The following is a 24,641-nucleotide window of genomic DNA, read 5'->3' as shown; positions in this document are numbered from 1 at the left end:
ACCGATGGTCCAACGCATCCCCGAGCCGTCCGATCTGGAACCGATCGAGCGCGCCAGCAAGGACGAGCTTCAAGCCTTGCAGCTGCAGCGCATGCAGTGGTCGCTAAAGCACGCCTATGACAACGTGCCGCACTACCGCGCCGCCTTCGATGCCGCCGGCGTGCATCCGGACGACCTGCGCACGCTGGGCGATATCGCCAGGTTCCCATTCACCGGCAAGAAGGAACTACGCGACAACTACCCGTTCGGCATGTTCGCCGTGCCGCGGGACCGGGTGGTGCGGGTGCACGCGTCGAGCGGCACCACCGGTAAGCCAACGGTGGTTGGCTATACCCAGAACGATATCGACACCTGGGCGAACGTGGTGGCGCGATCGATCCGCGCGGCCGGTGGGCGTCGCGGCGACATGGTGCACATCTCCTACGGCTACGGCTTGTTCACCGGCGGCTTGGGCGCGCATTATGGCGCCGAGCGCCTCGGCTGCACGGTCATCCCCATGTCCGGTGGCCAGACCGAGAAGCAGGTGCAACTGATCGAGGACTTCAAACCTTCGATCATCATGGTCACGCCGTCGTACATGTTGAACATCATCGAGGAGTACCAGCGTCAAGGCCTCGACCCCGTCGCCAGTTCGCTCAAGGTCGGCATCTTCGGCGCCGAGCCGTGGACCGACGCCATGCGCGCCGAGATCGAGCAGCGCGCCGGCATCGATGCGGTGGACATCTACGGCCTGTCCGAAGTCATGGGACCGGGTGTCGCCAGCGAATGCATCGAGAGCAAGGACGGTCCCGTGATCTGGGAAGACCACTTCTACCCGGAGATCATCGATCCAGACACGGGAGAGGTGCTGCCGGACGGCGAAGAGGGCGAACTGGTATTCACCTCGCTGAGCAAGGAAGCGCTGCCGATCATCCGCTACCGCACCCGGGACCTTACGCGCCTGTTGCCGGCCACTTCGCGTTCGATGCGCCGCATCGGCAAGATCACCGGCCGTTCTGACGACATGCTGATCATCCGGGGCGTCAACGTCTTCCCGTCGCAGATCGAAGAACTGATACTCAAGATGCCCAAACTGGCGCCGCAATACCAGTTGATCGTTTCCCGCGACGGCCATCTGGACAAGCTCGATGTGCTGGCCGAACTGCGCCCCGAAGCAGGCGACCTGCCGGTTGGCGAAACCGAGGCGCTGGCCCGGGAGCTGGAACAACGCATCAAAACCAATGTCGGCGTCACCACCAAGGTGCGGCTAATGGCCGCCAACGGCATCGAACGCACGCTGACCGGCAAAGCGCGCCGTGTCGTCGACCAGCGGCCGCGCGACCGCGCTTGAGAGGAAAACATGGTCAAGGTCTATGAGATCAATGGCGTCACCCCGGTGGTCCATCCGAGCGCCTACGTGCATCCCAGCGCGGTACTGATCGGCGACGTCATCGTCGGCCCGCGCTGCTATGTCGGTCCGCTGGCGGCGCTGCGCGGCGACTTCGGACGGCTGATCCTGGAAGAGGGCGCCAATCTGCAGGACACCTGTGTCATGCACGGCTTCCCCGGAGCCGACACTGTCGTCGAGCAGGACGGCCATATCGGACATGGCGCCGTGCTGCACGGCTGCCGCATCGGCCGCAACGCGCTGGTCGGCATGAACAGCGTAATCATGGATAACGCCGTCATCGGCGCGGACAGCATCGTCGCCGCCATGACCTTCGTCCGCGCCGGCATGGAGGTGCCGGCACGCAGCCTGGTGGTCGGCACGCCGGCCAAGGTGGTGCGTGAACTGCGCGAAGACGAAATTCAATGGAAGATCGCCGGCACCGGCCAATACCAGGAGCTGGCCGTGCGGTCCATGCAAACCATGCGCGAGGTCGACGCGCTGACCGAGGTGGAAGCGGACCGCAAGCGTATCGAGTGGGAAAGCTCGCTGCCGCTGCACCTGCACAAGAACGCCTCGGCATAAATCACGGAGAACACAACATGGCACGAATTTCACCCCCGGTATCAACCCTGCAAAGCCTGATCGGCGGCCGCTGGATCGGCCGCGAAGCCTCGACGCCGCTGCACAGCGCCTTGAACAACTCGCTGATCTATCACACCCACGCCGAGCGGATCGACTTCGGCGAAGCCGTCACCTACGCCCGCAAGACCGGCGTGCCGGCGCTGATGAAGCTGGACTTCCAGCAGCGTGCCGCGCGCCTGAAGGCGCTGGCGCTGTATCTGGTCGGCCGCAAGGAGGAGCTGTACGCGATCTCGCATCTGACCGGCGCCACCCGCGCCGACAGCTGGGTCGATATCGAAGGCGGCACCGGCACCTTGTTCGCCTACGCCAGCATGGGTGGGCGCGAACTGCCGTCGTCGAACGTGCTTCATGAAGGTCCGGCCATGGCGCTCGGTAAAAACGGCGGCTTCGCCGGCACCCACATCCTGGTGCCGCGCGGCGGCTTGGCGGTGCACATCAACGCCTTCAACTTCCCCATATGGGGCCTGCTGGAGAAATTCGCCCCGAGCTTCCTGGCGGCGATGCCGTGCATCGGCAAGCCCGCCACCGCCACCAGCTACCTGACGGAGGCGGTGGTGCGCATGATGCACGAATCCGGCCTGCTGCCGGAAGGCGCGCTGCAACTGGTCATCGGCGGCACCGGCGATCTGCTGGACCGCCTGGGCGGCGCCGACGTCGTCACCTTCACCGGGTCCGCCGACACCGCCGCAAAGTTGCGCGTCAACCCCAACCTGATCGCCAACTCGGTGCCCTTCACCGCCGAAGCGGATTCGCTCAATTGCGCCATTCTGGCGCCGGACGTGACGCCGGACGACGCCGAGTTCGACCTGTTCGTCAAGGAAGTGGCGCGCGAGATGACCGGCAAGGCGGGACAGAAATGTACCGCGATCCGTCGCATCATCGTCCCGGAGAACATGGTCGACGCGGTCGGCACGCGGCTGCGCGAGCGCCTGGCCAAGGTCAGTGTCGGCGATCCGTCGGTCGAAGGCGTGCGCATGGGCGCGTTGGCGTCCAGGGACCAGCAGCGCGACGTCGCCGAGCGGCTGGCGATGCTTGCGCGCGGTAACGAGGTCCTATTTGGTGAAGGCGACGGATTCAAGCCGGTTGGCGACGGCGTCGCCGATGGCGCCTTTTTCGCGCCGACACTCCTGTTATGTCGCAACGGCATGGTCAACGATGCGGTGCACGATGTCGAGGCCTTCGGCCCGGTCAGCACCATCATTAGCTACAACGGTATCGACGAGGCGCTGGCGCTTGCCGCGCGCGGCAAGGGCAGCCTGGTATCGACCCTTGTGACGAAGGAACCGGCCATCGCCGCCTACGCCGTGCCGGTGGCAGCCGCCTCCCATGGCCGCGTGCTGATACTGGATCGCGAAGCGTCGGTCGATTCCACCGGCCACGGCTCGCCGCTGCCGCAGCTCAAGCACGGCGGCCCGGGACGCGCCGGCGGCGGCGAGGAACTGGGCGGTATCCGCGCGGTGCGCCACTTTTTGCAGCGTGCGGCGGTTCAGGGTTCGCCGACGATGCTGGCCGCCGTCACCGGCGAATACGTGCGCGGGGCCAGGGTGCAGGAGAGCGAAGTGCACCCATTCCGTCGGCACTTCGAGGACCTCAAGATCGGCGACTCGCTGCTCACGCACCGCCGCACGGTCAGCGAGGCGGACATCGTCAACTTCGGGGGCGTCTCGGGTGACTACTTCTACATGCACTTCGACGAGATCGCCGCCAAGGACACGCAGTTCGGCAAGCGTATCGCGCATGGCTATTTCGTGTTGTCGGCGGCGGCCGGCCTTTTCGTCTCGCCGGCACCGGGGCCTGTGCTGGCCAATTATGGGCTGGACAACCTGCGCTTCATCACACCGGTCGCCATCGGCGACACCATCCGTGCGCGCCTGACCTGCAAGCGCAAAGTGGACCGCAACCGCACCGACGACAAGGGTGTTGGCCAGGGCGTGGTCGCGTGGGACGTGCAGGTCACCAATCAGAAGGACGAACTGGTGGCCAGTTACGACATCCTCACGCTGGTGATGAAACGTTCGTGATGGGGGCGGGGAGCTTTCCTTTTTGACCGCCGCCGGTCACAATAGCGCTTTATTTTTAAGCAGGCGGCAGTCATGGCGAGCACCATCACCAAACACAAAATCGTTCTCAATCCGCTGGAGAACCCGCGCAGTTGGCTGACCATCGCCGTGGCGGTGTTATGTCTATTTGTGGTGACGCAGCTGCCGCGCGGCTGGGACCTGGTCGGCGTGCTGCGGATAGTTTTGCTGGGGTTTGCCGGCTACATCGCCTCGGCGGCGATTGAGCACCTGCCGGTGCGCGGCATGGTGTCGGCGGAGAGCAGCACAGCGTTCCTCGGCCGGATCGCCCAATTCGGCTACGTCCCGGCGGAGGAAACCGCGCAAGGCCGCACCTTCGTGCGAAAAAGCGCCTCGCCGCTGCGCGCGATGTTCGGCCCGATCATCGTCGGTCGGCCGGTGGGAAACGAGTTCCCCGTCACCGTCCCGCTACGCTTCCACCGCGCTTTGAAGAGAATCCAGGCCTGAGCGTTAGCGCACCGTTAAAACACGTAGGGCGGATTAGCGAAGCGTAATCGGCCATGGTCGAGCCGTCGGCGGCTTTACCATGGCCGATTACGGCGTTCCGCCTAAGCCGCCCTACGTTATCAACATCAAATCGGTCAGCTGAGGACAACCTTCCGGAAAACCTCGTATCCCACCAACGCGAAGAAGATGTACGCGCACCAGGGAATGATAAACGCCGGCACCGCCGCGATGTATATCGCCTTGTCCAGGATCGTGTAGATCGAGGAAAAGGCGAAAGCCGCCGCCAGCACCCAGTTCTTCTGTTTCGTGAAAAGACCGACACACGTGATCGACGCGGCCAGGCTGAGTATCGTCGCAGTCTGCATCGTCACTCTCAGCGCGCCAGGCCAAACGGATCATCGATGCTGTGCGCCGGTTCGGTGAACCACTTGGGACCGTTCTCGGTCATGTAGAAATGGTCCTCGTGACGCACGCCGAATTCGCCGGGGATGCAAATCATCGGCTCGTTCGAGAAGCACATGCCCACGTCCAGCGGCGTCTTGTTGCCGCCCACCAGATACGGCCATTCGTGGATATCCAGCCCGATGCCGTGACCGGTGCGGTGCGGCAGCCCCGGCAGCTTGTAGCCCGGACCGAAACCGTCCGCCTCCAGCGAACGTCGCGCCGCCTGGTCCACTTCCTCGCACGGCACGCCCAGTTGCGCCGCGTTGAAGGCCGCCAGTTGCGCCGCCTTCTCGCTGTTCCACACCGAACGCTGACGCTCGCTGATCTCGCCGTACACATAGGTGCGGGTGATGTCGGAGATGTAGTTATGCAGCTTGCAGCCGGTATCGATCAGCACCGTGTCGCCCGGTTTGAGCGTCTGCACATAGCTCACGCCATGCGGATACGCGGTCGCCTCGCCGAACAGCACGATGACGAAATACGAACCCGAGGCGCCGACCTTGCGGTGCGCGCGGTCGATGAATTCCTCCACTTCGACGGTGGTGATGCCTTCGCGCAGAATGCTGGCGGCGGCCACGTGCACCGCCATCGTCATGTCCTTGGCGCGCTGCATCAGGGCGATCTCGTTGGCCGATTTTCGGGTGCGGCAATGCGCGGTCACGGTGCTCGCGTTCTCCAGCGCGTAGCCTTCGGCCAGTGGACGGATGCCGTCGTAGATAAAGAAGTTCGCGCTTTCGCAAATGCCTACGCGCGGCGCGGTAGCGCCAGCGGCGGCGGGCGCGATGCCCATGCGCTTGAGCGTATCGACGAACAACTGGTAAGGGCTTTCGTGCTCGTGCCAGCAGTTGACCGCTCCCTCGACCAGCATGAAGTCCTTCAGCGTGCTTTCCTCGAACGCCGGGGCGATATATTCGACCGCTCCGCTGGCGGGGATGATGGCGCCGACCATGCGTTCGCTCGCATGCCACTTGGTGCCGGTGAAGTAGGTCATGTTGGCACCGGCGTTGACATAGATCGCCGCGATGCCCTGCTGGCGCATGAAGGCCTGGGCGCGTTCGACGCGCTGCAGATGCTCCTCCTTGCCGATAGGGACCGCGCCTGCGGTCATATCGGATAACGTCGACAAAGCCTGCTCCATGGTCTTTCCGCCAATAGTCATTTTCTTAACATCCCTGTTTGAGTTTTCGAACGCGCGCGGAACCGGCCCGCGACAGCCCCCGATGATAGCAGTTTTGCGCTGGGGACTTGCCGCTGCGTCATCGTGCCGTAACAAGCAAATGCTAGTGTGCCGGCTTCTCCGCACTCACTTTCAGGACAATAGCATGCAGCGCAAAAAAGCCTTCTCCACCCGCCTCCTGTTGATTCCGACGGCCGCCGCGATCCTTGTGGCGGCTGTCGCCTGCGGCGGCGGCGATGAGCCGGTCGGCAGCAATGTGCCGCCGTTGCCGAGCGGCCGCTGGATCGCCGGCGATCTACACACCCACACCACGCAGTCGGCCGACGCCGATGTCAGCCAGACGCTGGACAAGGTACTGGGCAAAGCCTTCACCACGTTTGGCCTGGACTGGATGGCGGTGTCCAACCACCTGCGCGTATCGACGCGCGACGAGAAGGGCGCGAAGCTGGATACCACGATCCCGATGTCGGTCGGCGTGGAGCGCTACGAGATCCCGCGCGTGCAGGCCTTGCAGGCGGTCGGCACCTATGCCGACAAGCTGATTTTCAGCGGCTTCGAATGGGATATGCCGACCCACGACCATATCGGTATCGGCCTGTTCCAGGGAACCGACAAGCTGACCGCCAGCACCAAGGGCATGAAGGAATTCGAGTACTTGTTCACCACCCGCGACCCGGCCATGTTCGACGCCGCCGACGTCGCCGCGTGGAAGGCCAAGTACGGCGAGATCCGCTACAACAAGACCGCCGACGACGCGCTCAAGGCGATCAGCTGGTTGAAGGACAACTACCCAGACACCAGCTACGCGGTCATCAACCACCCGTCGCGCAACAAGGGCAGCTACACGGTCGATGACTTCCGCCGCTTCAACGACATCGCGCCGAACATCATGTTCGCCATCGAAGGCATGGTTGGCAACCAGATGGAACCGGATCGCGGCGGCTACACCGCCGCCTACACGCCGGAAAACGCGCCGCTGCGCGCATATGGCGGCGTCGATTACGTGGTGGCCAAGGTCGGCGGTGTGTGGGACGCGCTGCTGGGTGAAGGGCGCCGCGTCTGGAACCTGACCGATTCCGACACCCACTTCAAGATCGTCAACGGCAACAGCAGCGGCTACTTCCCGGGCGAGTACGCGAAGAACTATGTGTTCAACGCAGCCCAGGGCGTGCCGGCCATGAAGGACCTGCTGCAAGGTCTACGCTCGGGAAAAATGTTCTCGGTCTACGGTGATTTGATCAACGCGCTGGACTTCAACTTGGCCAGCAAGGACGATCGCAAGGAGATGGGCGGCGAGTTGAAGGTGGCCAGCGGCGAGAAGGTGGTCGTCACGATCCGCTTCAAGACTCCCGCGAAGAACAACTACGAGAAGCCGGTCGACAGCGGCACCGCCGCCAACGTCAAGCCGGTGGTCGATCACGTCGACCTGATCGTCGGCGATGTCGGACCCAAAGCAGCCCAGGGCAGCGCCGCCTACAGCGTGGCCACCAACGCCAGCGCCAAGGTGGTCAAGCGCTTCACCAGCGCCGACTGGAAGGTCGACGCCGACGGCTACTTCACCATCAGCTACGAGACCACCGCCAGCAAGAACCAGTACTACCGCCTGCGCGGCACCAATCTCGGCACCGATGTCGCCGGCCTGACTCAGGGCGGCGAGCCGCTGGCGGACCAGCGCACCGGCACCACCGACAACACCCAGCGCTTCAACGACATCAACGACCGTAACTACCGCAGCCTGTGGTTCTATTCGAACCCGGTGTTCGTCACGCTGCGGTAATCGGAACTGCCCTCACTTGGCGAGCAGGCTGACCTTGTCGAGGACGAAGGAGGTCTTCAGCGATGCGTTCTCGCGCATCGCGAAGTGCAGCGTCACCTGCTTGCCCTTGAACTCGCTGAGATCGAAGGTGCGGATCTTGTAGCCGTCGGCGGCATCGGCGTTGGAGTAGGTGGCCAGCGTGCGCAGCACCCGGCCCAAGCTGCCGCGTACCGTGACCACCAGCGTGTCGTGGGCGGTGTTGGTTGTATCGGCGCTGTCGATGTGCAGCGCGAAGCTCAGCTCCGCGCTGGTCGATTCCGCCGGTATCGTCACCGCCTGGGTCAATGTCTGGCTGGTCTTCCGGCCTTTGCCGCCCATCCAGGCGAACCTGGTGCCCTCGTGCGCGGTCTGGCCGGGCAGGCTGCCGATGGTGCTGGTGGTGCCGCGCCAGCCCGAGGTTCCGTCTTCGAAGCCGCCATTGACAACAAGTTCGGTGGCGTCGTCGCCGCCGCCGTTTTCGTCGATATCGGCGCCGACGTTGATGGCCGCGTAGGCGCGTTTGACGGCGATGGCTTCCTTGGAGTCGGCGCCGTACAGTTCCTGGGCGGACGCCAGTACCTTTTTGCGGGCATCCGCATAGTTGGTCGACGATGTGAACTTGGTGGTCAGCGCCTTGAACCAGATGCGATAGGCCTTGTCGTTGCCGATCCCGGTCATCGCCGCCGGCTGCTTGACCAGGTATTTGCTGTAATGGTCGCTGGCGGGATCGGCGTTCGATCCCTGGGACAGGAAGTAAAACATGCGGTTGTTCGGGCCGCTGGAGTAGTGCACGTCCAGTCTCTTGAGTGAGCTGCTCCAGGCATCCGGGCTGCTTCCGTCCTTGCTCGGTTTGTACATCCAGCGCAGCGGTTCGCCGCTCTTGCTGATCTCCTTGCCCGTCATCCAGTCGTTGCCGGTCGCCGGCACCACGTCGCCGGTGCCGCCCGCGCGCGCATAGGCTTCCACCATGTCGCCGCCGATGTCGGAGTTCGATTCGTTCAAGCCGCCCGACTCCCCGGAGTAGATCAGGTCCGCCGTGGACGCGGTGACCCCGTGCGACATCTCGTGGCCGATCACGTCGATCGATCCCAGGCTATAGAAAAATGAACCGTCGCCGATGTACATGCACTTGCAGCTGTCGTCGTAGAAGGCGTTGTCGTAGTTCTTGTCGACGTGGACGGCGATGTAGGTCGAGGTATTGTTCCCGTCCAGCGACTGCCATCCCAGTACGTTCTTGTTGGTGTCGTAGGTGTTCATCAGGCCCCATAGCGCGTTGACGGCGGCGGTCTGTCCATTGGCGTCGGTGGTACTGCCGCCGTTGTACTGCAGGCCGTCGCCCCAGGTGTTGGTGCTGTTGGTGTACACGCTGCCGGGGTTGGGATTGTTGGACGAGCTGTGGTTGGCGTTGGTGATGGCCATGCCGCCGAATTTGCCGCCGGTGCCGCGCATCGGGTCAAGCATCTGGAACGTGCCGCCCGATTGCGAGGTACTGATCGGCACCTCGCCGTTATACTGGCTCTTGCCCTGGCCGATCACCGTTTGCAGCGCTTTCCATTGGTCGATGATCGCGCCGGTCCGGGCGTTGACCACGGTGTCGAAGTAAAACGGCTTGCCGTCCTGCGCCATGCGGGTCTGCACATAGTAGGCCAGCTCGTGGCGCTCGACCACATCCTGGACATCGAGCGCATTGAGTTCGGCTTCCGGTTTGTTGGTCGCCGAGGCCACGCGCACCGTCTTCATGATCGGATAGAGCAGCAGTTCGGCGCTCGGCGTCCAGCGGTGAACACCATGCGGCGAGACCGACCTTATGGCGACATCGATCGCTTGTTCGGACGTCAGCGCCGGCGTCATGTCCACCGGCGTGGCGGCCGCGCCGGGGACCAGGCCGGGGCGGCGGTCCGAGACCGAGGAACTGATGATCTCCCCGGCGTTGTTGGTGACCACTACCGACTCCGAGCCGAACACCCGCAGGCCCTTGAAGGTGTGCTGCGCGCGCGTGATCTTCTGGCCGACGACGCCGGGATGCTGGGCGCTGATGCGGAAGCTGTAGTCGGCCGGGACGCCGCGCGACCTTTCGAGCGCGGTCAGTTTCGATACCAGTCCCGCGCTCTCCTGCGGGGATGGGGGCGCGATCGGCGCCGCCATCAGCTGGATGGCCGCTTGCGCCGTGGTGGTCGCGGCCATGGCGGCGGTGGCGATGCATGCGGCGATGCGTGTGACAAGTAAGGGCGTGTGCAGGTTCATCTCATCCTCCGAATCCGTTCCGGCGGGCATCGATTGATGGCGCCGAGTCCGCAAAAGCGGATGAGTCACGCTAGACCGTCCGCGCCTGTGGTGTTATGTCCCAGATCAAAAAATATTATTAATCATGCACTACTTTTTATCGCCGCCCTGCGAGACGGTGAAAAGATCGTGGGGATACGTGAAGATCCAATCGGCATAGCGCGATTTTTTGGCCAGGCCGGCATCGTCGTCGTCGAAGTTGTCCTGTTTGATCGGCCGTTGCGTGGATGCGGAGCGGATGCCGACGATGCGACCCTGCTGCAGCACCAGATGCCAATCGGCCTTGCCGGTGACCGGATCGGTGTACAGCCGGCGCAGGTGGCGTCTGGGATTGGCGAAGCGCGGGTCCTTCAGCAAGTCCTCCATCGTCAGCGGGTACTGGTTCTGGCCCGCCGCGCCGGCGTTGTAGTAGCGCTCCAGCGCGTGCCGGAACTCGTGGCCGATGAAGAGCAACTCGCGCTCCTTGTCGCGCCGCGCGGCGGTCGCGTACAGGTCCGCGCCGATGGTCAGGCCGATGCCCATGAACGCCACCAGCATCAGCGTCCATAGATAGGCGAAGCCGCGCTGGCGGGTTTGGGAGCATAGTCTAGAGCTGTTGAAACGGCGTGCCATCGCGTGTCTTTCCCTTTGCTCCACTGCGAATGTCGGCCACGCCGGGCTTCTCGGCGTCGGCGGACGGCAGCAATTGCCAGGTCGATGCGGATTCCGTCACCGGGTCCAGCGGGATCTTGCGGAAGTAGTGGTGGTTCACCAGATCGGCCAGCGCGGCGGGGTATTCGCCTTTGTCGGCGTAGTATTTGTCGATGCCGCTGCGCAGAACCTGCAGGTTTTCCTTCAACGCGATCTCCCTCGATTTGTCGACCGAGCTGAAATAGCGGGGCAGGGCGATCGTCAGCAGCAGCGATATGATCGCCAGCACCACCAGCAGTTCGACCAGCGTGAATCCCTTGTTTGTGCGGTTCATGAGGTCACCATAGACGGAGCGGAATGCCGTTCAATCCCGTTCTTGTGGAACGGGAGCTGATGTCGAAAACGTCCTCGCCCTCTGTCGGGTTGTCGGGCGGCGAGGCGTAGGAGCGCAGCGCCCAGCCGCCGCCTGCTCCGCCGCTGGCGAAGCCGTTGCCATTGCCCTCGGGCGGCGCGAAGGGATCGCGCGGCAGGCGGCGCAGGAAGTACATATTCTGCTTGCGCGGGCTGCGCAGGTCCGGCACGCCGTTGACCAGATCCTCCAGCTTCTTCGGATAGCCGGAGTCGCCGATCGCCAATTTGATGCGGCCGTTGTCGGCGGCCCGCTTGTAGGCGTCAATGGCTTCGCGTATCTCGATCAGCGCGGTGCGCAGCTGACGTTCGTGCTCGCGCTGCACCGCCACCTGCGCCATCGGCGCGGCCACCATGGCCAGCGTGGCGAGGATGGCCAGTGTGATCATCAGTTCGATGAAGGTGAAGCCACGCTGGCTTGCGCGAGACATGGCTATTGTCCCTTCTTCGGCGGGTACGGCGTCTGGCCGGTGGGCTCGGGCTTGGACGCCTGCGGCATCAGCGCGCTATCGGCGCCGGTCATGCCCGAACCGTTGTTTACGGCCGTGTTGTCCGCCGCCGGTTGCGTGGGTACGCTGTCTTGCACCATGCCCTGCGCCATGTCACCGGCCGAGGCCAAGGTGGCGCCGGACTGACCGCGCCCACCGACATCGGATTCGGTGCCCGAGTTGAATTCCGCCGCTGGCAGTTCCGGACGCTGTATCGAGCGCAGGATGCGCGGCGTGATCGACAGCACGATCTCGCTGCGGGTCGAGTCGTCCTTCTGGCTGCCGAACAGGCGGCTCATCATCGGCAGATCGCCGATGCCCGGAATCTTGTTGGCCGTTGTGCGGTCCTCGTCGTTGATCAGGCCCGCCAGCACCTGTGTTTCGCCATCCTTCAGCCGCAGCACGGTGGCCGCGCTGCGCGTGCCGATCTGGTAGGCCTGGGTGCCGGATTTGCTGATGATCTCCTTGACCACGCTGCTCACCTCCAGGTTGATCTTGATGGCCACCTCGTCGTCCAGATACACGTTAGGTTCGACATCGAGTTTCAGGCCCACGTCCACATAATTGACGCTGTCGGCGCTGACGCCATTGTTGGTGGTCACCGTGATCACCGGCACGCGGTCGCCGATCAGCACCTTTGCCTTGTCCTTGTTGCGCACGCGGATGCGCGGATTGGCCAGGATATTGCTGTCCGTGTCGGTCTTGTTGGCATTGAGTTTGACGGAACCAAGTTCCAGGCCGATCTTGCCGCTGTTTATGTGCCGCAGGTCGCCCACGTTCAAGGCGCCGAATTCGCCGCTGCCCAGCAAGGTCAGGCCGGCGGAATCGGGCCAGCGGATGCCCAGCTCCTGGCCGCGCGTGCGCTTGACCTCCAGCACCTCCACCTCCAGCATGACCTCCGGATCGGCTACGTCCTGCATGGAGATGATCCGCTCCGCCATGCGTATCATGGCGGGCGTGTCGCGCATGATGATGCTGCCGATACGCTCGTCGGTGACGATATCCCTTGCCTTGAGCAGCGTCTTGAGCGAAAACGCCACCGTCTTGACGTCGGCGTTCGCCAGCAGGAAGTTACGAACCACCAGTTGCTGGTAGTCCTTCACCTTTTGCGGATTGTTCGGATAGATGGTGATGGAACGGTCGCCGGTGATGCTTTGCTCCAGCTGATTGGCGCTGAGCAGCATGCCGATTGCCTCCTCGATGCTGGTGTCGCGCACCGAGATCGTCGCGCGCAGCGCCGGATCGACTTCGCGGTCGAAGACAAAATTCAGGCCGGACACCTTGCCGATGAAATCGAACACCGCGCGCACCGGCGCGTCGCGAAATTCCAGCGTGACGGGTTTACGGTAGGCGGCGGCCAGCCGGCCGTTGGCGGGCCGCAGGCGCGTCTGCGCGTCGTTCAACCGCGCCTTGAGCCGCAGCAGGTCGCGCTGGCCCGGGCGCTGTGCCAGCGAGGGGCGCAGCAGTTCCTGCGCCTGCGCCAGATCCGCTTCGCCGCCGCGCTGGTACAGCGCTTCGGCGTCCGCCATCACCTGCTGGTGGCGCTGGTCCTGCGTCAGCGCCGACAGGCCCTGGCGCGCCACCTGGTTGGCGGGATCGATCGTCAGTGCCTGCTCGTACAACTTGGCCGCTTCGATGCCCTGGCCCTTGAGCCGCAGCGCGTCGGCGCGGCTGTTCATCGCGTTGACCAGTTTGAGCCTGCGATTCAACAGCACGATGCGGTATTCGGCGTTGTGCGGGTCTTCCTTGGCCGCCTGTTCCAGTTTGGCCAGCCCCTGGTCGATTTGGCCGGCGTCCAGCAGCGCGTTGCCTTCCTTGAAGGTCTGGTTGCCGGCGCAGGCGCACAGCAGCAGGCTGGCTGCGATCACGTGGAAGCGCGTGGCGATGGTCTTGTTCAATTGGTGTCCCCTACAACGAGAGATTGTTTCTGATTGAGCGGCAGATAGATGAAGTTCATCGTGTCGCCGCTGACGCTGTCGAGCAGGTAGTTGTCGTTGATTTTTTCGCCGGGGCGGGCGACCACGTTCTGCCCGTCGATTTGCAGGAAATAGGCGGTCTTGCCTTCGTCGGTGAAGCGGCCCATGAAGTGGAACGGCAGTGGCGGCGGGCCTGATGGCGTGGCGCTCTGGCGCGCTGGCGTTATTTGTTCCGCCATCACCTTGAGCGGCGACTGTGGCGCCCAGCTTTGTTTGCCGAACACGTTACCCAATTCATCGTCCGCCACGCGCGAATGGATTTGCAGATCGACGCCGGCCGGAGGCGCCGCCTCCACGGCGGCGATTTCCGCGGGAAGCGCATCCGGTTGCGGAGCGCTGGCGGGGACCGATACCTCGCGCGGGGTGGCCGCCGCCGGACCCACCACGCCGCCGTCCTGCTCGGGCGCGAACCACGCCGCCAGCAAAGTCGCGACGGCTGCCGTGCCAAGTACGATTTTCCTCATCGCCGCTCCTCCTGCCGCCGTACCAGCAGAACGAACTGGATACGGGCCTCGACTTCGCCGGCCTCGATCTGCTCGCGCTTGAAGGCGACCGACTCCAGCGTCAGCGTCGGCAGCGTTTGCAGCGCGGTGATGAGGAAGCTTTGCACATTGGCGAAATCGGCTTTGACGGGTAGCGTGATCCGGTAGCGCAGGAATCCTGCGTTGGCGTCCCGCTCCGGCTTGTATTCCGCCTTGGCCAGCGGGATGTTGCTCTGCTGCGCCACCCGCACCAATTCCTTGAGCTGGTCGGGAATCGCGTCATGCGGCGGCAGATGATGGAAGAATGCGGCGACGCCGCTGGCGGTGGTCACCACCGGGGCGCGGGGTATCGCGGCCGCGCGTGCGGCGGTGTTCAGCTGCCCGATTAGAGCGACCCGCTGCTGTTCCAGTTGCGTCGAGTGCCATTGGGCCAGCAGCGCAAGCAGGGCGCAAGCGATGCCGATGACCGCGCCGGCGCCGGTGAGACGCATCCGGCGCCGCGCTTGCCAAACCAGCCGGCCCGCCAGATTGGGCGCCATGTTCAGCTTTATAGCTTTGCCGGGTTTTACTGCCGCCATTGTGCCTCCAGCTGAAATTGATACGGGCGCTCACCGCTGGCGCCGGACACCGCGCCGGTCATCTCGTGCTTGAGCAGATACACCGACCGGAACATCCGTTGCTGATTCAGGAAGGCGAGGTAGTTGATCATGTCCTGTGCGGTTTCCGCTTCGGCGCTGATTTTCAGGGTGCCTGCGGGCCTCGATGGCGCGGCCGCTTCGCCATCCTGGGCCGGCTCGCCATTCAGATCGAGTCCCAGCAGGGCGATGCGCATATCCTCGCGCGCCTCGATGGTCTTGAGCAGGCGCGTGACAGGCAGGTTCAGTTGACGCACCGCCTCCGCCACCGCCTTCACCTGAAGGTCCATTTGCTGCTGTTGCGCCGGCGCCAGCGCGGGCCGGGTCAGGCGCTGCGGTTGCAGCGCTGCCGACTGCGCATCCAGCCGCGCGTGCAGGCGAGCGACGGTTTGTCGCTGCGCCATCCAGTTGATGGCCGCCGGCATAAGCATCAGCAATCCGACGGCAAGCACCGCCAGCCGCCAGCCGGTTAGCGGCGCCGCGCGTGGAATAAAATCAAGGCGGGTCATGCCGCGACTCCCGATGAAGCGGTATTCGGCTGCGGTTCCATCACGGCGGCGCCGAATGGGTTGGCAACGATACGGAAGCGCGGCGGCAGGGTATCCGCGACCAGTTGGACGATGGCGCCGGGCGCGATACCGGAGGCGGTCCCCGGATCGACCACGGTAACGTGCTCGATGGCGGCCAACTCCGGCAGGCGCAGAGTCCAGCGCTGCCAGGCTTGCGGCAGCTCCTGCCGCCATGCCCCGCTGGCTGGTTGCGACTGGATTGCCACGATTCGTCCCCGATTCAGCGCCGCCATGGTGATACGTCCGGGTTCGATCAGCGCCAGGGCGGCGGAGGGCGCGCGCATATCCTCCGCCGACAGTGCGCGCAGCGCGGTGCAGAGCAAGGGTTCGACGACGCGGCACGAGTGAGCGCATTCACCGGCCAGCTCCTTGAGCGCGTGTAGCAACGTGGCGTCGATGCCGCAGACGACGCGCGCCTGGCCGTAAGGCGCATCGTCGCCGACGACATGCCAGCCGCGCGCGGCGTCGCCGTAAAGGGCGGTCAGTTGCGATTGCAGGAAGTGGGCGGCGCCCGGCTCCGACAGCAGCGCGTCGCTCCACGGCGCCAGCACCATATGGCTCCAGCGACCGGAGAGGCTGATCTCCAGCGGCAGGCCCGCCCATGCCGTCGCCGATTCGACCAGCATCGCGCGCAGCGCATCGAGGCCGACTTGCCAATGGCCTGCGGGATTGACCAGCGCGATCTGTTGCGCGCTGCCCTCGATGACGCGGCGGCCCTGGCGCACGACGCAAGACAGCTGTTGCGGCGCCATCAGGATATGCAGGCTGCGCGCGGCCAGGGGGCGTAACCTGGTCGCCTGGAGAGGCCGGGTCAGACGTTCAATAAGTGACACGATTGAGCTCCAGTAAAGTGGTTTCGCCCTGCCGCACCAGATCGAGACCGGCGCTGCGCGCCAGGCGGAATCCCATCGTCGCGGCTTCCTCCTTCATGCGCGAGACCGGCGCGCGGGTGCAGATCATCTCGCGCATGGCGTCGTTCAATATCAGCACTTCGGCCACCGCCTTGCGGCCCTTGTAGCCGGTGCCCCGGCAATGTCCGCACCCCGCGCCGGCCTTGAAGCGCCACTCGCCCACATCCGCCAGTGCCAGGCCGCTGTCCTTCAAGTCCTGGGGATCGGGTTCGATATCGACCGCGCAATGCTCGCAATTGAGCCGTAGCAGCCGCTGCGCGACGATGCCGTTCAACGCCGCCGCGAAGCTGTACGGGTCCACGCCCATGTGCAGGAAGCGGCCGACCACGTCGAACACGTTGTTGGCGTGGACCGTGGTGAAGACCAGGTGGCCCGTCAGCGACGCCTGCACCGCGATCTGCGCCGTTTCGTCGTCGCGGATCTCGCCGATCATGATCTTGTCGGGATCGTGGCGCAGAATGGAGCGCAGGCCGCGCGCGAAGGTCAGGCCCTTCTTTTCGTTGACGGGGATTTGCAGCACGCGCGGCAAGCGATACTCCACCGGGTCTTCGATGGTGACGATCTTGTCGCGGCCCGTATTGATCTCGGTGATGGCCGCGTACAGCGTGGTGGTCTTGCCGGAGCCGGTCGGCCCGGTTACCAGCAGCATGCCGTGCGGCTTGGCGGCCAGGCGCCGGATTTGCACGATGGCGTCGCTGTTCAAACCCAGGTTTTCCAGCCGCAGCGCCTGCGCCGCCTCGGTCAGCGCGCGCCGGTCCAGCAGCCGCAGCACCGCGTCCTCGCCGAAGATGTTGGGCATGATCGAGACCCGGAAGTCGATCTCGCTACCTTTCACGCGCACCTTGAAGCGACCGTCCTGCGGGACGCGGCGCTCGGCGATGTCCAGTTCCGCCAGCACCTTGATGCGGGAAATGATCTGCTCGGCCATCTGCAGGCCCTGCACCTGGCCGGCCTGCACCAGTACCCCGTCGACACGGTATTTGATGATCAAACTGGCCGCGTCGCACTCCAGGTGGATATCGCTGGCCTGGAATTTGAGCGCGTCGTAGATGGTCGAGTTGACCAGTTTGACGACCGGGCTGCTGTCTTCGCTGATGCGTATCAGCGAGATGTCCTCGATGCCCTGATCGAGACCTGACAGCTCGCCGTGGCTGCCGTCCTCCATCATGTCCTGCATGGCTTGCTGCACGTTCTCCTGCTGCGCCAGATAGGCGGTCAGGTCGTCCGGGTGCGCCAGCGCCACGGTGTAGCCGACGCCGATCGCGTAGTCGGCCCATTGCAAGGTGTCGTCGGCGAAGGGATTGCCGATCACCAGAACCGGCGCTCCGTCGTCGACGCGCAACAGCACGCATTCGCGCTGGGCGCAGTCGGTGAAGGACAGCAGGTCGAAGGCCGGCAACGCCGCCTGCAGCCACGCCATCGGCCAGGCCGGATAGAAGAACAGCTGCGCGAGCTGGCGCGTGAATTCCTCCGGCGTCAGGCCGGACATCTCCTCCATCACCGTCATCGGCGGACGGCCCTGCGCCAGCGCGGCAGCGCGCGCGCTGTGCAGCATCTCGGGGCCGAGGACGGCCGGTTCACGTGCATTCATGACAAACTCCCCGCCAACTCGAAGATCGGCATGTACATCAACACCACCACGCCGCCGATCACCACACCGATCAGCGTCATCAAAACCGGTTCCAGCAGGCGCGAAGCCCAGTCGACCCAGCGCGCGAACTCCTCGTCGTGGAATTTGGCCGAGCGTTCCAGCATGTCGCCCAGGCGGCCGGTGTTCTCGCCGACCTTGAGCAGCGATTGCGCCACCGGGGTAGCGAGCGCGTTCTGTTCCAGCGCGGTGGAAAAGGGCAGTCCTTGTTCGACCGCGCGGCGCGTTTGCACCAACTGCGGTTGCTGCGACGGCAGCAGCATGGCGTTGGTCATCGCCAGCGCCCTGGCCAGTGGTATGCCGGCGTGCAGCAGCAGGCTGAGGGCGCGGTAGAAGCGCGCCAGCCGGAATTCGGCCGCCTTGGCCGACAACACCGGCAACCGCAGCACCGCCAGCACCAGCCGCTGTCGCAGCGCGGCGTTGGTTATGCCGAGCACCGCCGCCAGGCAAACGGCAGCCAGCGCGCCGGCGCACAGCCAGGGATGGGCGGCGAGCGCCTGGCCGAAGCCGAGCAGCATCTGCGACGCCCACGGGATATCGCGGCCGGAGCTTTCGTACACCACGCTGAATTTTGGCACCACGTACCCGAGCAGGAACAAGGTGACCAGGCTGCCGACCACCAGCAGCATGGCGGGGTAGATCGCGGCCGAGACGAGTTTTTTGCGGATCGCGTCGAACTGCAACTGGTAGCCGACGAAGCGCGCCAGCGCCTCGGGCAGGTTGCCGGAGCGTTCGGCCGCGCGCACGGTGGCGACGTACAGTTCGGGGAACACGGCGGGGAAGTCCGCCAGGGTGTCGGAAAAGCTTTTGCCTTGCTGGAGCGAGCGCTGGATCGCGGCCAGCGTCGCGCTCGCGCCGGCGCGGGTTTCCTTGTTGAGCAGCGTGGCGGTGGCCTCGCTCAGATTGAGTCCCGCTTCGAGCAGCGCCAGTAGCTCCTGGCTGAATTGCAGCAGCGGGAAGGGCTGTTTGCCGATGCCGGAGCGTAGACGTTCCCCCGCGCCCGTGGCGCCGGTATTGTCGATGGCCAGCACGCGCCAGCCGTTGCGCGCCGCCTGCCGGACCGCCTCCGCCTCGCTGGCGGCGTCGATCGCTATGGTTTGCCGGCCCCCAGGCCCGCCCTGCACTTGTAATCGAAACTGCATCGCATACTTTGCATACCGAGTGGCTTTAAAAACAGGGCGGCGACCATGCCGCGGCGCCGCCCCTGTCTACCTTACTGCGTGACCAGGCTGACCTTATCGACCACGAACGAGGTTTGCAGCGACGTGTCCTCGGTGGCCGCGAACGACAGGGTCACGGTCTGGCCTTTGTAGGCGGCCAGGTTGAAGGTACGGGTCTGGTAGCCGCTGGCCGCATTCGCGTTCGAGTACGTGGCCAGGGTTCCCAGCACGCTGCCGGCGCTGTTCTTCACGGTCACGACCAGTTTGTCGTAGGCGGTGGTGCCGCTTTCGGCGGTGTCGATGTGCAGCGCGAAGGTCAGCGTGGCGGTGGTGGCGGCCGATGGAATCGCCACGCTCTGCGTCAGCGTCTCGGTCGCGGTCCTGCCGTTGCCGCCCAACCAGGCGTAGCGCGCGCCTTCGAAGGCCGTTTGGCCGGTGAAGGTGCCGATCGCGCCGGTGGTGCCGGCCCAACCGGTGGTGCCGGACTCGAAGCCGCCGTTGACGATCTTCTCGGCGCCGCCGCTGGTGCCGCCGACGGTCAAGGTGGCGTTGCCCGACGTTGCGGTCTTGACCGGCGAGGACGAATCGCTGACGACGGCGTTGAACACCGCGCCGTTGTCGGCCGTTTGCGCCGTCAGCGAGTAGGTGGCCGAGGTGGCTCCGCTGATCTGCGTGCCGTTGCGGAACCACTTGTAGGTGTACGGCGACGTGCCGCCGCTGGCGCCGACGCTGAACGACGCGGTCGCGCCCACGGCCACGGTCACGCTGGCCGGCTGGGTCGAGATCGAGACGCCCGAGCCGCCGCCGGTTTCGTCGACGTCGGCGCCGACGTTGATGGCCGCGTAGGCGCGCTGCACGGCGATGGCCTCCTTCGAGCCCGTGCCATACAGCTCCTGCGCCGCCAGCAGCACCTTGGCGCGGGCGTCGGCGTAGTTGGTCGACGACGTGAACTTGGTGGTCAGCGCTTTAAACCAAATGCGATAGGCCTTGTCGTTGCCGATGCCGGTCATCGCGGCGGGGCTCTTGACCAGGTATTGGCTGTAGTAGTCGCTGGTGGTGGTGGCGTTCGATCCCTGCGACAGGAAATAGAACATGCGGTTGTTAGGACCGCTCGACAGGTGGACGTCGATGTTCTTGATCGTGCTGCTCCAGGCGTTCGGGCTGCGGCCATCCTTGCTTGGCTTGTACAGCCAGCGCAGCGGCTGTCCGTTCCGCGCGATCTCCTTGCCCGTCATCCAATCGTTGCCGGCGGCCGGGATCACGGTGCCGGTGCCGCCGGCGCGCGCGTACGCTTCGACCATCTCGCCGCCGATGTCGGAGTGCGATTCGTTCAAGCCGCCCGATTCGCCCGCGTAGGTCAGGTTCGAGGTGGCGTCGGTGATCCCGTGCGACATTTCGTGGCCGATCACGTCGATCGAACCGAGGTTGTAGAAGCTGCTGCCGCCGTCGCCGATGTACATGCATTTGCAGCTTGGGTCGAAGAAGGCGTTGTCGTAGGCGGTATCGACGTGGGCGGCGATGTAGGTCGCCGTGTTGTTACCGTCGAGCGATTGCCAGCCCAATACGTTCTTGTTGGTGTCGTAGGTGTTCATCAAGCCCCACAGCGCGTTGACCGCCGCTGTCTGGCCGTTGGCGTTGGTGGTGCTGCCGCCGTTGATGTACTGTTGGCCGTCGCCCCAGGTGTTGCTGCTGTTGGTGTAGATGGTGCCGGGGGTCGGATTGTCGGCCGATGCGTGGTTTGCGTTGGTGATGGCCATGCCGCCGAATTTGCCGCCCGTGCCACGCGTGGAGTCGAGCATCTGGAAGGTGCTGCCGGACTGCGAGGTGTTGATCGGGACCGCGCCGTTGTACTGGCTGTTGCCGGTGCCGACCACGGTTTGCAGCGCCTTCCATTGCGCGACCACGGCGCCGGTCTTGGCGTCGATGATGGTGTCGTAGTAGACCGGCTTGCGGTCTTGCGCCATGCGGGTTTGCACATAGTAGGCCAGCACGTAGCGGTCGACCACTTCCTCCAGATCGAGCGCGTTGAGCGCGGCCTCGGACTTGTTGACGGCGGACGGTACGCGCACCGATTTCACCACCGGATAGATCAGCAGCTCGGCGCTCGGCGTCCAGCGGTGCACGCCGCGCGGCGCCACCGCCTTGACGACCTTGTCGATGGCGTCGCCGGAGCTCAGTGCCGGCGTCAGGTCCGTCACCGGCGCGGCGAGCTGGCGGCCCGCCTCCGAACTGGTGCTGTTGGCGTTGGCGGCCAATCCGGCGCGCCGGTCCGCCACCGATTCGCTGACGATGTCGCCGGCGCCGTTGGTCACCACCACCGATTCGGAGCCGAACACGCGCAGGCCCTTGTAGGTGTGCTGTGCGCGGACGATCTTCTCGCCGACGACGCCGGGATGCTGGCTGGCGATGCGGAAGCTGTTGTCGCTGCCGATGCCGCGCCGCGCGTCGAGCGCGGTCAGTTTGGCCACCAGTCCCGCCGTCTCTTGTGGAGAGGCGAGGCTGACTGGGGCCGCCATCAGCGGGCCGGCCGCGCAGGCGGCGTTCGAAGCGAGTATCGACAATGCGGCGACGACGGATGCGGTAAGTAGGGTCTTACGTTGGTTCATCTCTTCTCCAGGGTGGGTAGGTGCGCGAAGGTTTGCCTGGCCATGGTGGCGGCCAACTCGGCGTCTCCGATACCGCGCTGACGGATGGCTGCGCGGCGATTTTTTTGCGTCAAAACGGCGAGTAAAAACGACACTATTCTTTTCAAGATCACGAAGTCAAAAATCTTTGAAAATTGGTCGCGGACCAAAAAAATGTCTCAAATGAGACATTTTGCGCGGCGGGTCTATGGCTTTGGAGGTGGGGCGCCCTAGCACGTCAGGCGGGTTAACCCGCGCACGATTGCCGTGTTTTGTCGTAAATCAATCATGAAGTTGATCGATGCCGCAAGTTTCGGTTGCTATGCAACACTATGCTCATCTTTTCAGCAAGGCTGTTGCAAATTTTTAATCTTGCGAATTAAACTAGGTCATGCCGGCCGCAGCTTATTGCCACGAGCCGGCGCATAAAAAGCGCAGGGGCACGACTCCGCAAGCGCGACCCGGGAACTTCAGGAAAAGAGAAAATGACCACACACCCTCAAGACGTTCGCATCGCCACGCGCTCCCTGCGCGCCAACCGTACCGCGCTGCCGCCTCCCATCTAGCGCGGTCGCGTAGTTTGTCATGTTAGCTGCATACCGGCCGCCGGCCAGTCCCTATCCGGGACGCCGGCGCGGGTATCGCATCGTCCGCGGCCGCCGATCACGGTGGGTCGCGGGACGCAGCGCCAGCTAGTTGTTCAGGTTTTGTCCGCCGGCGCGCGGGCAGGGGGATCTTTTATGCTATCGATTGCCACCAAGGTGGAACGCATTGTTATGGAGTCGTCCTTCCTGACGGAGGGACTGAGGCGGGGATTGATCAATTTGTCGGAGCTGGCGCGCCAGCTGCAGCCGCAGATCGAGAGCGATCTGTGGAAGCCGGTGGGGCAGGCCGCCGTGGTGATGGCGCTGCGGCGCGTGGCCGAACGGTTGCCGGAGCAGCCAAGCCGCGGGATCTCGCTGGTGCACAAAACCGGCGAGCTGACCACCCGCACGGAGCTGACCGAATACACGTTCCGCCACTCCGACCGCATCCACGAATGCCACCGCGAGCTGCTGGCCAAGGCCGAGCCTTTGCGCGGCGCCTTCGTGACGGTGACGCGCGGCGTCAACGAGGTGATGGTGATCTGCAGCCGGGTGCTGATGCCGGTGGTGGAGGAGGTGTTCGCCGGCGAGCGGCTGCTCGCGCGGCAGGACGATCTGAACGCCGTGACCTTGCACCTCAATCCCGACACCAGCCGCGAGCCGGGCATCTACCACGCCATCCTCAAGCAACTGGCGTGGGACAAGATCAACCTGGTCAACATGATCTGCACCTACACCGAGCTGACCATCCTGCTCAAGCAGGAGCAGACCGGCGCGGCGTTCTCGGTGCTGTCACGGCTGGTGATGCACTAGCTTATTTGGCCAACTGTTCCCGCACGCGGGCGATGGCCTTGCGCACCTGGTTCGGGGCGGTGCCGCCGACGTGGTCGCGCGCGGCCACCGAGCCCTCGAGCGTCAGCACGGCGAACACGTCGTCCCCGATCAGGGCCGAATAGGCGCGCAGCTGCTCCAGCGTCATTTCGGACAGGTCGATCTTCAAATCGTCGCAGGCGCGCACCGCGTGGGCCACGGCTTCGTGGGCGTCGCGGAACGGCAGGCCTTTCTTGACCAGGTAGTCGGCCAGGTCGGTCGCGGTGGCGTAGCCCTGCAGCGCGGCGGCGCGCATCGCCTCCGGCTTGACGCTGATGCCGCCGGCCATGTCGGCGAAGATGCGCAAGGTGTCGACGACGGTGTCGACGGTGTCGAACAGCGGTTCCTTGTCTTCCTGGTTGTCCTTGTTGTAGGCCAGCGGCTGGCCCTTCATCAGGGTCAGAAGGCCCATCAGGTGGCCGTAGACGCGGCCCGTTTTACCGCGCGCCAGTTCCGGCACGTCCGGGTTTTTCTTTTGCGGCATGATCGACGAGCCGGTGCAGAAGCGGTCGGCGATGTCGATGAAGCCCACGCGGGGGCTCATCCAGATCACCAGCTCCTCGGACATGCGCGACACGTGCGTCATGATCAGCGCGGCGGCGGCGGTGAATTCGATCGCGAAGTCGCGGTCGGAGACGGCGTCGAGCGAGTTGTGGCAGACGTCGTCGAAGCCCAGCGTTTTCGCCACGCGTTCGCGGTCGATCGGGAAGGTGGTGCCGGCCAGCGCGGCGGCGCCCAGCGGCAGGCGGTTGACGCGCTTGCGGCAATCGAGCATGCGCTCGGCGTCGCGGCCGAACATCTCGACGTAGGCCAGCATGTGGTGGCCGAAGGTGATCGGCTGCGCCACCTGCATGTGGGTGAAGCCGGGCATGATGGTGTCGGCGTTCTTCTCGGCCAGGTCGGTCAGCGCGCCGCGCAGGGCGCCGAGCAGTTCGACCACGTCGTCGATGGCGGCGCGCACGTACAGGCGGATGTCGGTGGCCACCTGGTCGTTGCGGGAGCGGCCCGTGTGCAGGCGCTTGCCGGCGTCGCCAACCAGTTCGGTCAGGCGTTTTTCGATGTTCAGGTGGACGTCTTCCAGGTCGAGCAGCCATTCGAACTGGCCGGCCTCGATCTCGGACGAGATCTGCGCCATGCCGCGCTCGATCTCGGCGCGGTCGGCGGCGCTGATGATGCCCTGCGCGGCCAGCATCTCGGCGTGCGCCAGCGAGCCCTGGATGTCGGCCTTGGCCAGGCGTTTGTCGAAGAAGACGGAGGCGGTGTAGCGTTTGACGAGGTCGGAAACAGGTTCGTTGAAGCGGGCCGACCAGGCTTCGCTCTTTTTGGAAAGTTGTGCGGTCATAGTGGTGGGGATGGCTTTCGCGGTATTGGTGTCGATTGTCAGGACGGATTATAAACCGTCAACTGCTCAAAAATATGCC

General features: G+C 64.6%; 21 protein-coding genes. 6 read left to right on the top strand and 15 right to left on the bottom strand.

What is annotated here, in order from left to right; translation table 11 throughout:
* The first annotated feature begins 4 nt into the window (after positions 1-4).
* From paaK to AC07P1_RS28405, 4 genes are all read left to right on the top strand, one after another.
* A complete protein-coding gene (paaK, locus tag AC07P1_RS28420) occupies positions 5-1,330 on the top strand; it encodes a phenylacetate--CoA ligase PaaK (RefSeq protein WP_494698994.1) in 1,326 nt (441 codons plus the stop codon).
* 9 nt (positions 1,331-1,339) lie between these two features.
* Complete coding sequence (gene paaY, locus AC07P1_RS28415; protein WP_494698993.1) at positions 1,340-1,951, top strand: phenylacetic acid degradation protein PaaY; 612 nt, start codon at positions 1,340-1,342, stop codon at positions 1,949-1,951.
* Positions 1,952-1,968: 17 nt separating this feature from the next.
* Positions 1,969-4,032: a phenylacetic acid degradation bifunctional protein PaaZ gene (gene paaZ / locus AC07P1_RS28410; protein ID WP_494698992.1), complete on the top strand. Its 2,064-nt coding sequence runs from the start codon at positions 1,969-1,971 to the stop codon at positions 4,030-4,032.
* Between the two features lie 72 nt (positions 4,033-4,104).
* Positions 4,105-4,536: a hypothetical protein gene (locus AC07P1_RS28405; RefSeq protein ID WP_494698991.1), complete on the top strand. Its 432-nt coding sequence runs from the start codon at positions 4,105-4,107 to the stop codon at positions 4,534-4,536.
* Between the two features lie 134 nt (positions 4,537-4,670).
* On the opposite strand, the gene AC07P1_RS28400 is transcribed toward AC07P1_RS28405, so the two are convergent.
* Both AC07P1_RS28400 and AC07P1_RS28395 read right to left on the bottom strand, forming a co-directional pair.
* Entirely contained in the window at positions 4,671-4,901 is a 231-nt protein-coding gene (locus AC07P1_RS28400; RefSeq protein ID WP_494698990.1) for a hypothetical protein, read from the bottom strand.
* Positions 4,902-4,909: 8 nt separating this feature from the next.
* Positions 4,910-6,139 carry a M24 family metallopeptidase gene (locus AC07P1_RS28395; protein ID WP_494698989.1) on the bottom strand — a complete coding sequence of 410 codons (1,230 nt, stop codon included), beginning with the start codon at positions 6,137-6,139 and terminating at the stop codon, positions 4,910-4,912.
* Positions 6,140-6,302: 163 nt separating this feature from the next.
* On the opposite strand from AC07P1_RS28395, the gene AC07P1_RS28390 reads away from it, so the two are divergent.
* The gene (locus AC07P1_RS28390) at positions 6,303-7,934 is read left to right on the top strand and encodes a CehA/McbA family metallohydrolase domain-containing protein (RefSeq protein WP_494698988.1); all 1,632 of its coding nucleotides are present in this window, start codon (positions 6,303-6,305) and stop codon (positions 7,932-7,934) included.
* A 12-nt stretch (positions 7,935-7,946) separates the two neighbouring features.
* Here the strand turns inward: AC07P1_RS28390 and AC07P1_RS28385 are convergent, their stop codons facing one another.
* From AC07P1_RS28385 to AC07P1_RS28330, 12 genes are all read right to left on the bottom strand, one after another.
* Complete coding sequence (locus tag AC07P1_RS28385; protein WP_494698987.1) at positions 7,947-10,196, bottom strand: M4 family metallopeptidase; 2,250 nt, start codon at positions 10,194-10,196, stop codon at positions 7,947-7,949.
* A 129-nt stretch (positions 10,197-10,325) separates the two neighbouring features.
* On the bottom strand, positions 10,326-10,847 hold the full coding sequence (locus AC07P1_RS28380; RefSeq protein ID WP_494698986.1) for a type II secretion system protein: 522 nt from the start codon (positions 10,845-10,847) through the stop codon (positions 10,326-10,328).
* Positions 10,822-11,199, bottom strand: a complete 378-nt coding sequence (locus AC07P1_RS28375; protein ID WP_494698985.1) for a type II secretion system protein — start codon at positions 11,197-11,199, stop codon at positions 10,822-10,824. The genes AC07P1_RS28380 and AC07P1_RS28375 overlap by 26 nt, the downstream gene beginning before the upstream one ends.
* A gap of 4 nt (positions 11,200-11,203) precedes the next feature.
* Positions 11,204-11,704 carry a type II secretion system protein gene (locus tag AC07P1_RS28370; protein ID WP_494698984.1) on the bottom strand — a complete coding sequence of 167 codons (501 nt, stop codon included), beginning with the start codon at positions 11,702-11,704 and terminating at the stop codon, positions 11,204-11,206.
* A gap of 2 nt (positions 11,705-11,706) precedes the next feature.
* Entirely contained in the window at positions 11,707-13,659 is a 1,953-nt protein-coding gene (locus AC07P1_RS28365) for a secretin GspD/PilQ domain-containing protein (protein ID WP_494698983.1), read from the bottom strand.
* Positions 13,656-14,201, bottom strand: coding sequence for a hypothetical protein (locus AC07P1_RS28360; protein WP_494698982.1), 546 nt, complete (start codon positions 14,199-14,201; stop codon positions 13,656-13,658). The genes AC07P1_RS28365 and AC07P1_RS28360 overlap by 4 nt, the downstream gene beginning before the upstream one ends.
* Entirely contained in the window at positions 14,198-14,797 is a 600-nt protein-coding gene (locus AC07P1_RS28355; RefSeq protein WP_494698981.1) for a hypothetical protein, read from the bottom strand. Before AC07P1_RS28355 ends, AC07P1_RS28360 begins: the two co-directional genes overlap by 4 nt.
* Positions 14,785-15,363, bottom strand: a complete 579-nt coding sequence (locus tag AC07P1_RS28350; RefSeq protein ID WP_494698980.1) for a hypothetical protein — start codon at positions 15,361-15,363, stop codon at positions 14,785-14,787. The genes AC07P1_RS28355 and AC07P1_RS28350 overlap by 13 nt, the downstream gene beginning before the upstream one ends.
* Positions 15,360-16,256: a hypothetical protein gene (locus AC07P1_RS28345; protein WP_494698979.1), complete on the bottom strand. Its 897-nt coding sequence runs from the start codon at positions 16,254-16,256 to the stop codon at positions 15,360-15,362. The genes AC07P1_RS28350 and AC07P1_RS28345 overlap by 4 nt, the downstream gene beginning before the upstream one ends.
* Positions 16,243-17,925, bottom strand: coding sequence for a GspE/PulE family protein (locus AC07P1_RS28340; protein ID WP_494698978.1), 1,683 nt, complete (start codon positions 17,923-17,925; stop codon positions 16,243-16,245). The genes AC07P1_RS28345 and AC07P1_RS28340 overlap by 14 nt, the downstream gene beginning before the upstream one ends.
* Complete coding sequence (locus AC07P1_RS28335) at positions 17,922-19,124, bottom strand: type II secretion system F family protein (RefSeq protein WP_494698977.1); 1,203 nt, start codon at positions 19,122-19,124, stop codon at positions 17,922-17,924. Before AC07P1_RS28335 ends, AC07P1_RS28340 begins: the two co-directional genes overlap by 4 nt.
* Positions 19,125-19,195: 71 nt before the next feature.
* Positions 19,196-21,748 (bottom strand): M4 family metallopeptidase, encoded by a 2,553-nt coding sequence (locus AC07P1_RS28330; protein ID WP_494698976.1) that lies wholly within the window; start codon positions 21,746-21,748, stop codon positions 19,196-19,198.
* 758 nt (positions 21,749-22,506) lie between these two features.
* Here AC07P1_RS28330 and AC07P1_RS28325 point away from each other — a divergent pair.
* The gene (locus AC07P1_RS28325; protein WP_494698975.1) at positions 22,507-23,163 is read left to right on the top strand and encodes a hypothetical protein; all 657 of its coding nucleotides are present in this window, start codon (positions 22,507-22,509) and stop codon (positions 23,161-23,163) included.
* Position 23,164: 1 nt separating this feature from the next.
* Here the strand turns inward: AC07P1_RS28325 and argH are convergent, their stop codons facing one another.
* Positions 23,165-24,562: an argininosuccinate lyase gene (argH, locus tag AC07P1_RS28320; RefSeq protein ID WP_494698974.1), complete on the bottom strand. Its 1,398-nt coding sequence runs from the start codon at positions 24,560-24,562 to the stop codon at positions 23,165-23,167.
* Positions 24,563-24,641: the final 79 nt, after the last annotated feature.

Source organism: Duganella sp. GW821-FHT07F09 (genome assembly GCF_059418705.1).
Note: the sequence above shows the minus strand (reverse complement) of the source record. Positions and strands in the feature narration are given on the sequence as shown.

Coding starts and splice junctions, on each gene's coding strand:
- AC07P1_RS28325 (WP_494698975.1), top strand. CDS start 22,507: ATGCTATCGATTGCCACCAAGGTGGAACGCATTGTTATGGAGTCGTCC.
- AC07P1_RS28400 (WP_494698990.1), bottom strand. CDS start 4,901: ATGCAGACTGCGACGATACTCAGCCTGGCCGCGTCGATCACGTGTGTC.
- AC07P1_RS28405 (WP_494698991.1), top strand. CDS start 4,105: ATGGCGAGCACCATCACCAAACACAAAATCGTTCTCAATCCGCTGGAG.
- AC07P1_RS28335 (WP_494698977.1), bottom strand. CDS start 19,124: ATGCAGTTTCGATTACAAGTGCAGGGCGGGCCTGGGGGCCGGCAAACC.
- AC07P1_RS28340 (WP_494698978.1), bottom strand. CDS start 17,925: ATGAATGCACGTGAACCGGCCGTCCTCGGCCCCGAGATGCTGCACAGC.
- AC07P1_RS28385 (WP_494698987.1), bottom strand. CDS start 10,196: ATGAACCTGCACACGCCCTTACTTGTCACACGCATCGCCGCATGCATC.
- argH (WP_494698974.1), bottom strand. CDS start 24,562: ATGACCGCACAACTTTCCAAAAAGAGCGAAGCCTGGTCGGCCCGCTTC.
- AC07P1_RS28380 (WP_494698986.1), bottom strand. CDS start 10,847: ATGGCACGCCGTTTCAACAGCTCTAGACTATGCTCCCAAACCCGCCAG.
- AC07P1_RS28375 (WP_494698985.1), bottom strand. CDS start 11,199: ATGAACCGCACAAACAAGGGATTCACGCTGGTCGAACTGCTGGTGGTG.
- AC07P1_RS28350 (WP_494698980.1), bottom strand. CDS start 15,363: ATGACCCGCCTTGATTTTATTCCACGCGCGGCGCCGCTAACCGGCTGG.
- AC07P1_RS28360 (WP_494698982.1), bottom strand. CDS start 14,201: ATGAGGAAAATCGTACTTGGCACGGCAGCCGTCGCGACTTTGCTGGCG.
- paaY (WP_494698993.1), top strand. CDS start 1,340: ATGGTCAAGGTCTATGAGATCAATGGCGTCACCCCGGTGGTCCATCCG.
- AC07P1_RS28390 (WP_494698988.1), top strand. CDS start 6,303: ATGCAGCGCAAAAAAGCCTTCTCCACCCGCCTCCTGTTGATTCCGACG.
- AC07P1_RS28370 (WP_494698984.1), bottom strand. CDS start 11,704: ATGTCTCGCGCAAGCCAGCGTGGCTTCACCTTCATCGAACTGATGATC.
- AC07P1_RS28355 (WP_494698981.1), bottom strand. CDS start 14,797: ATGGCGGCAGTAAAACCCGGCAAAGCTATAAAGCTGAACATGGCGCCC.
- AC07P1_RS28395 (WP_494698989.1), bottom strand. CDS start 6,139: ATGACTATTGGCGGAAAGACCATGGAGCAGGCTTTGTCGACGTTATCC.
- paaZ (WP_494698992.1), top strand. CDS start 1,969: ATGGCACGAATTTCACCCCCGGTATCAACCCTGCAAAGCCTGATCGGC.
- paaK (WP_494698994.1), top strand. CDS start 5: ATGGTCCAACGCATCCCCGAGCCGTCCGATCTGGAACCGATCGAGCGC.
- AC07P1_RS28330 (WP_494698976.1), bottom strand. CDS start 21,748: ATGAACCAACGTAAGACCCTACTTACCGCATCCGTCGTCGCCGCATTG.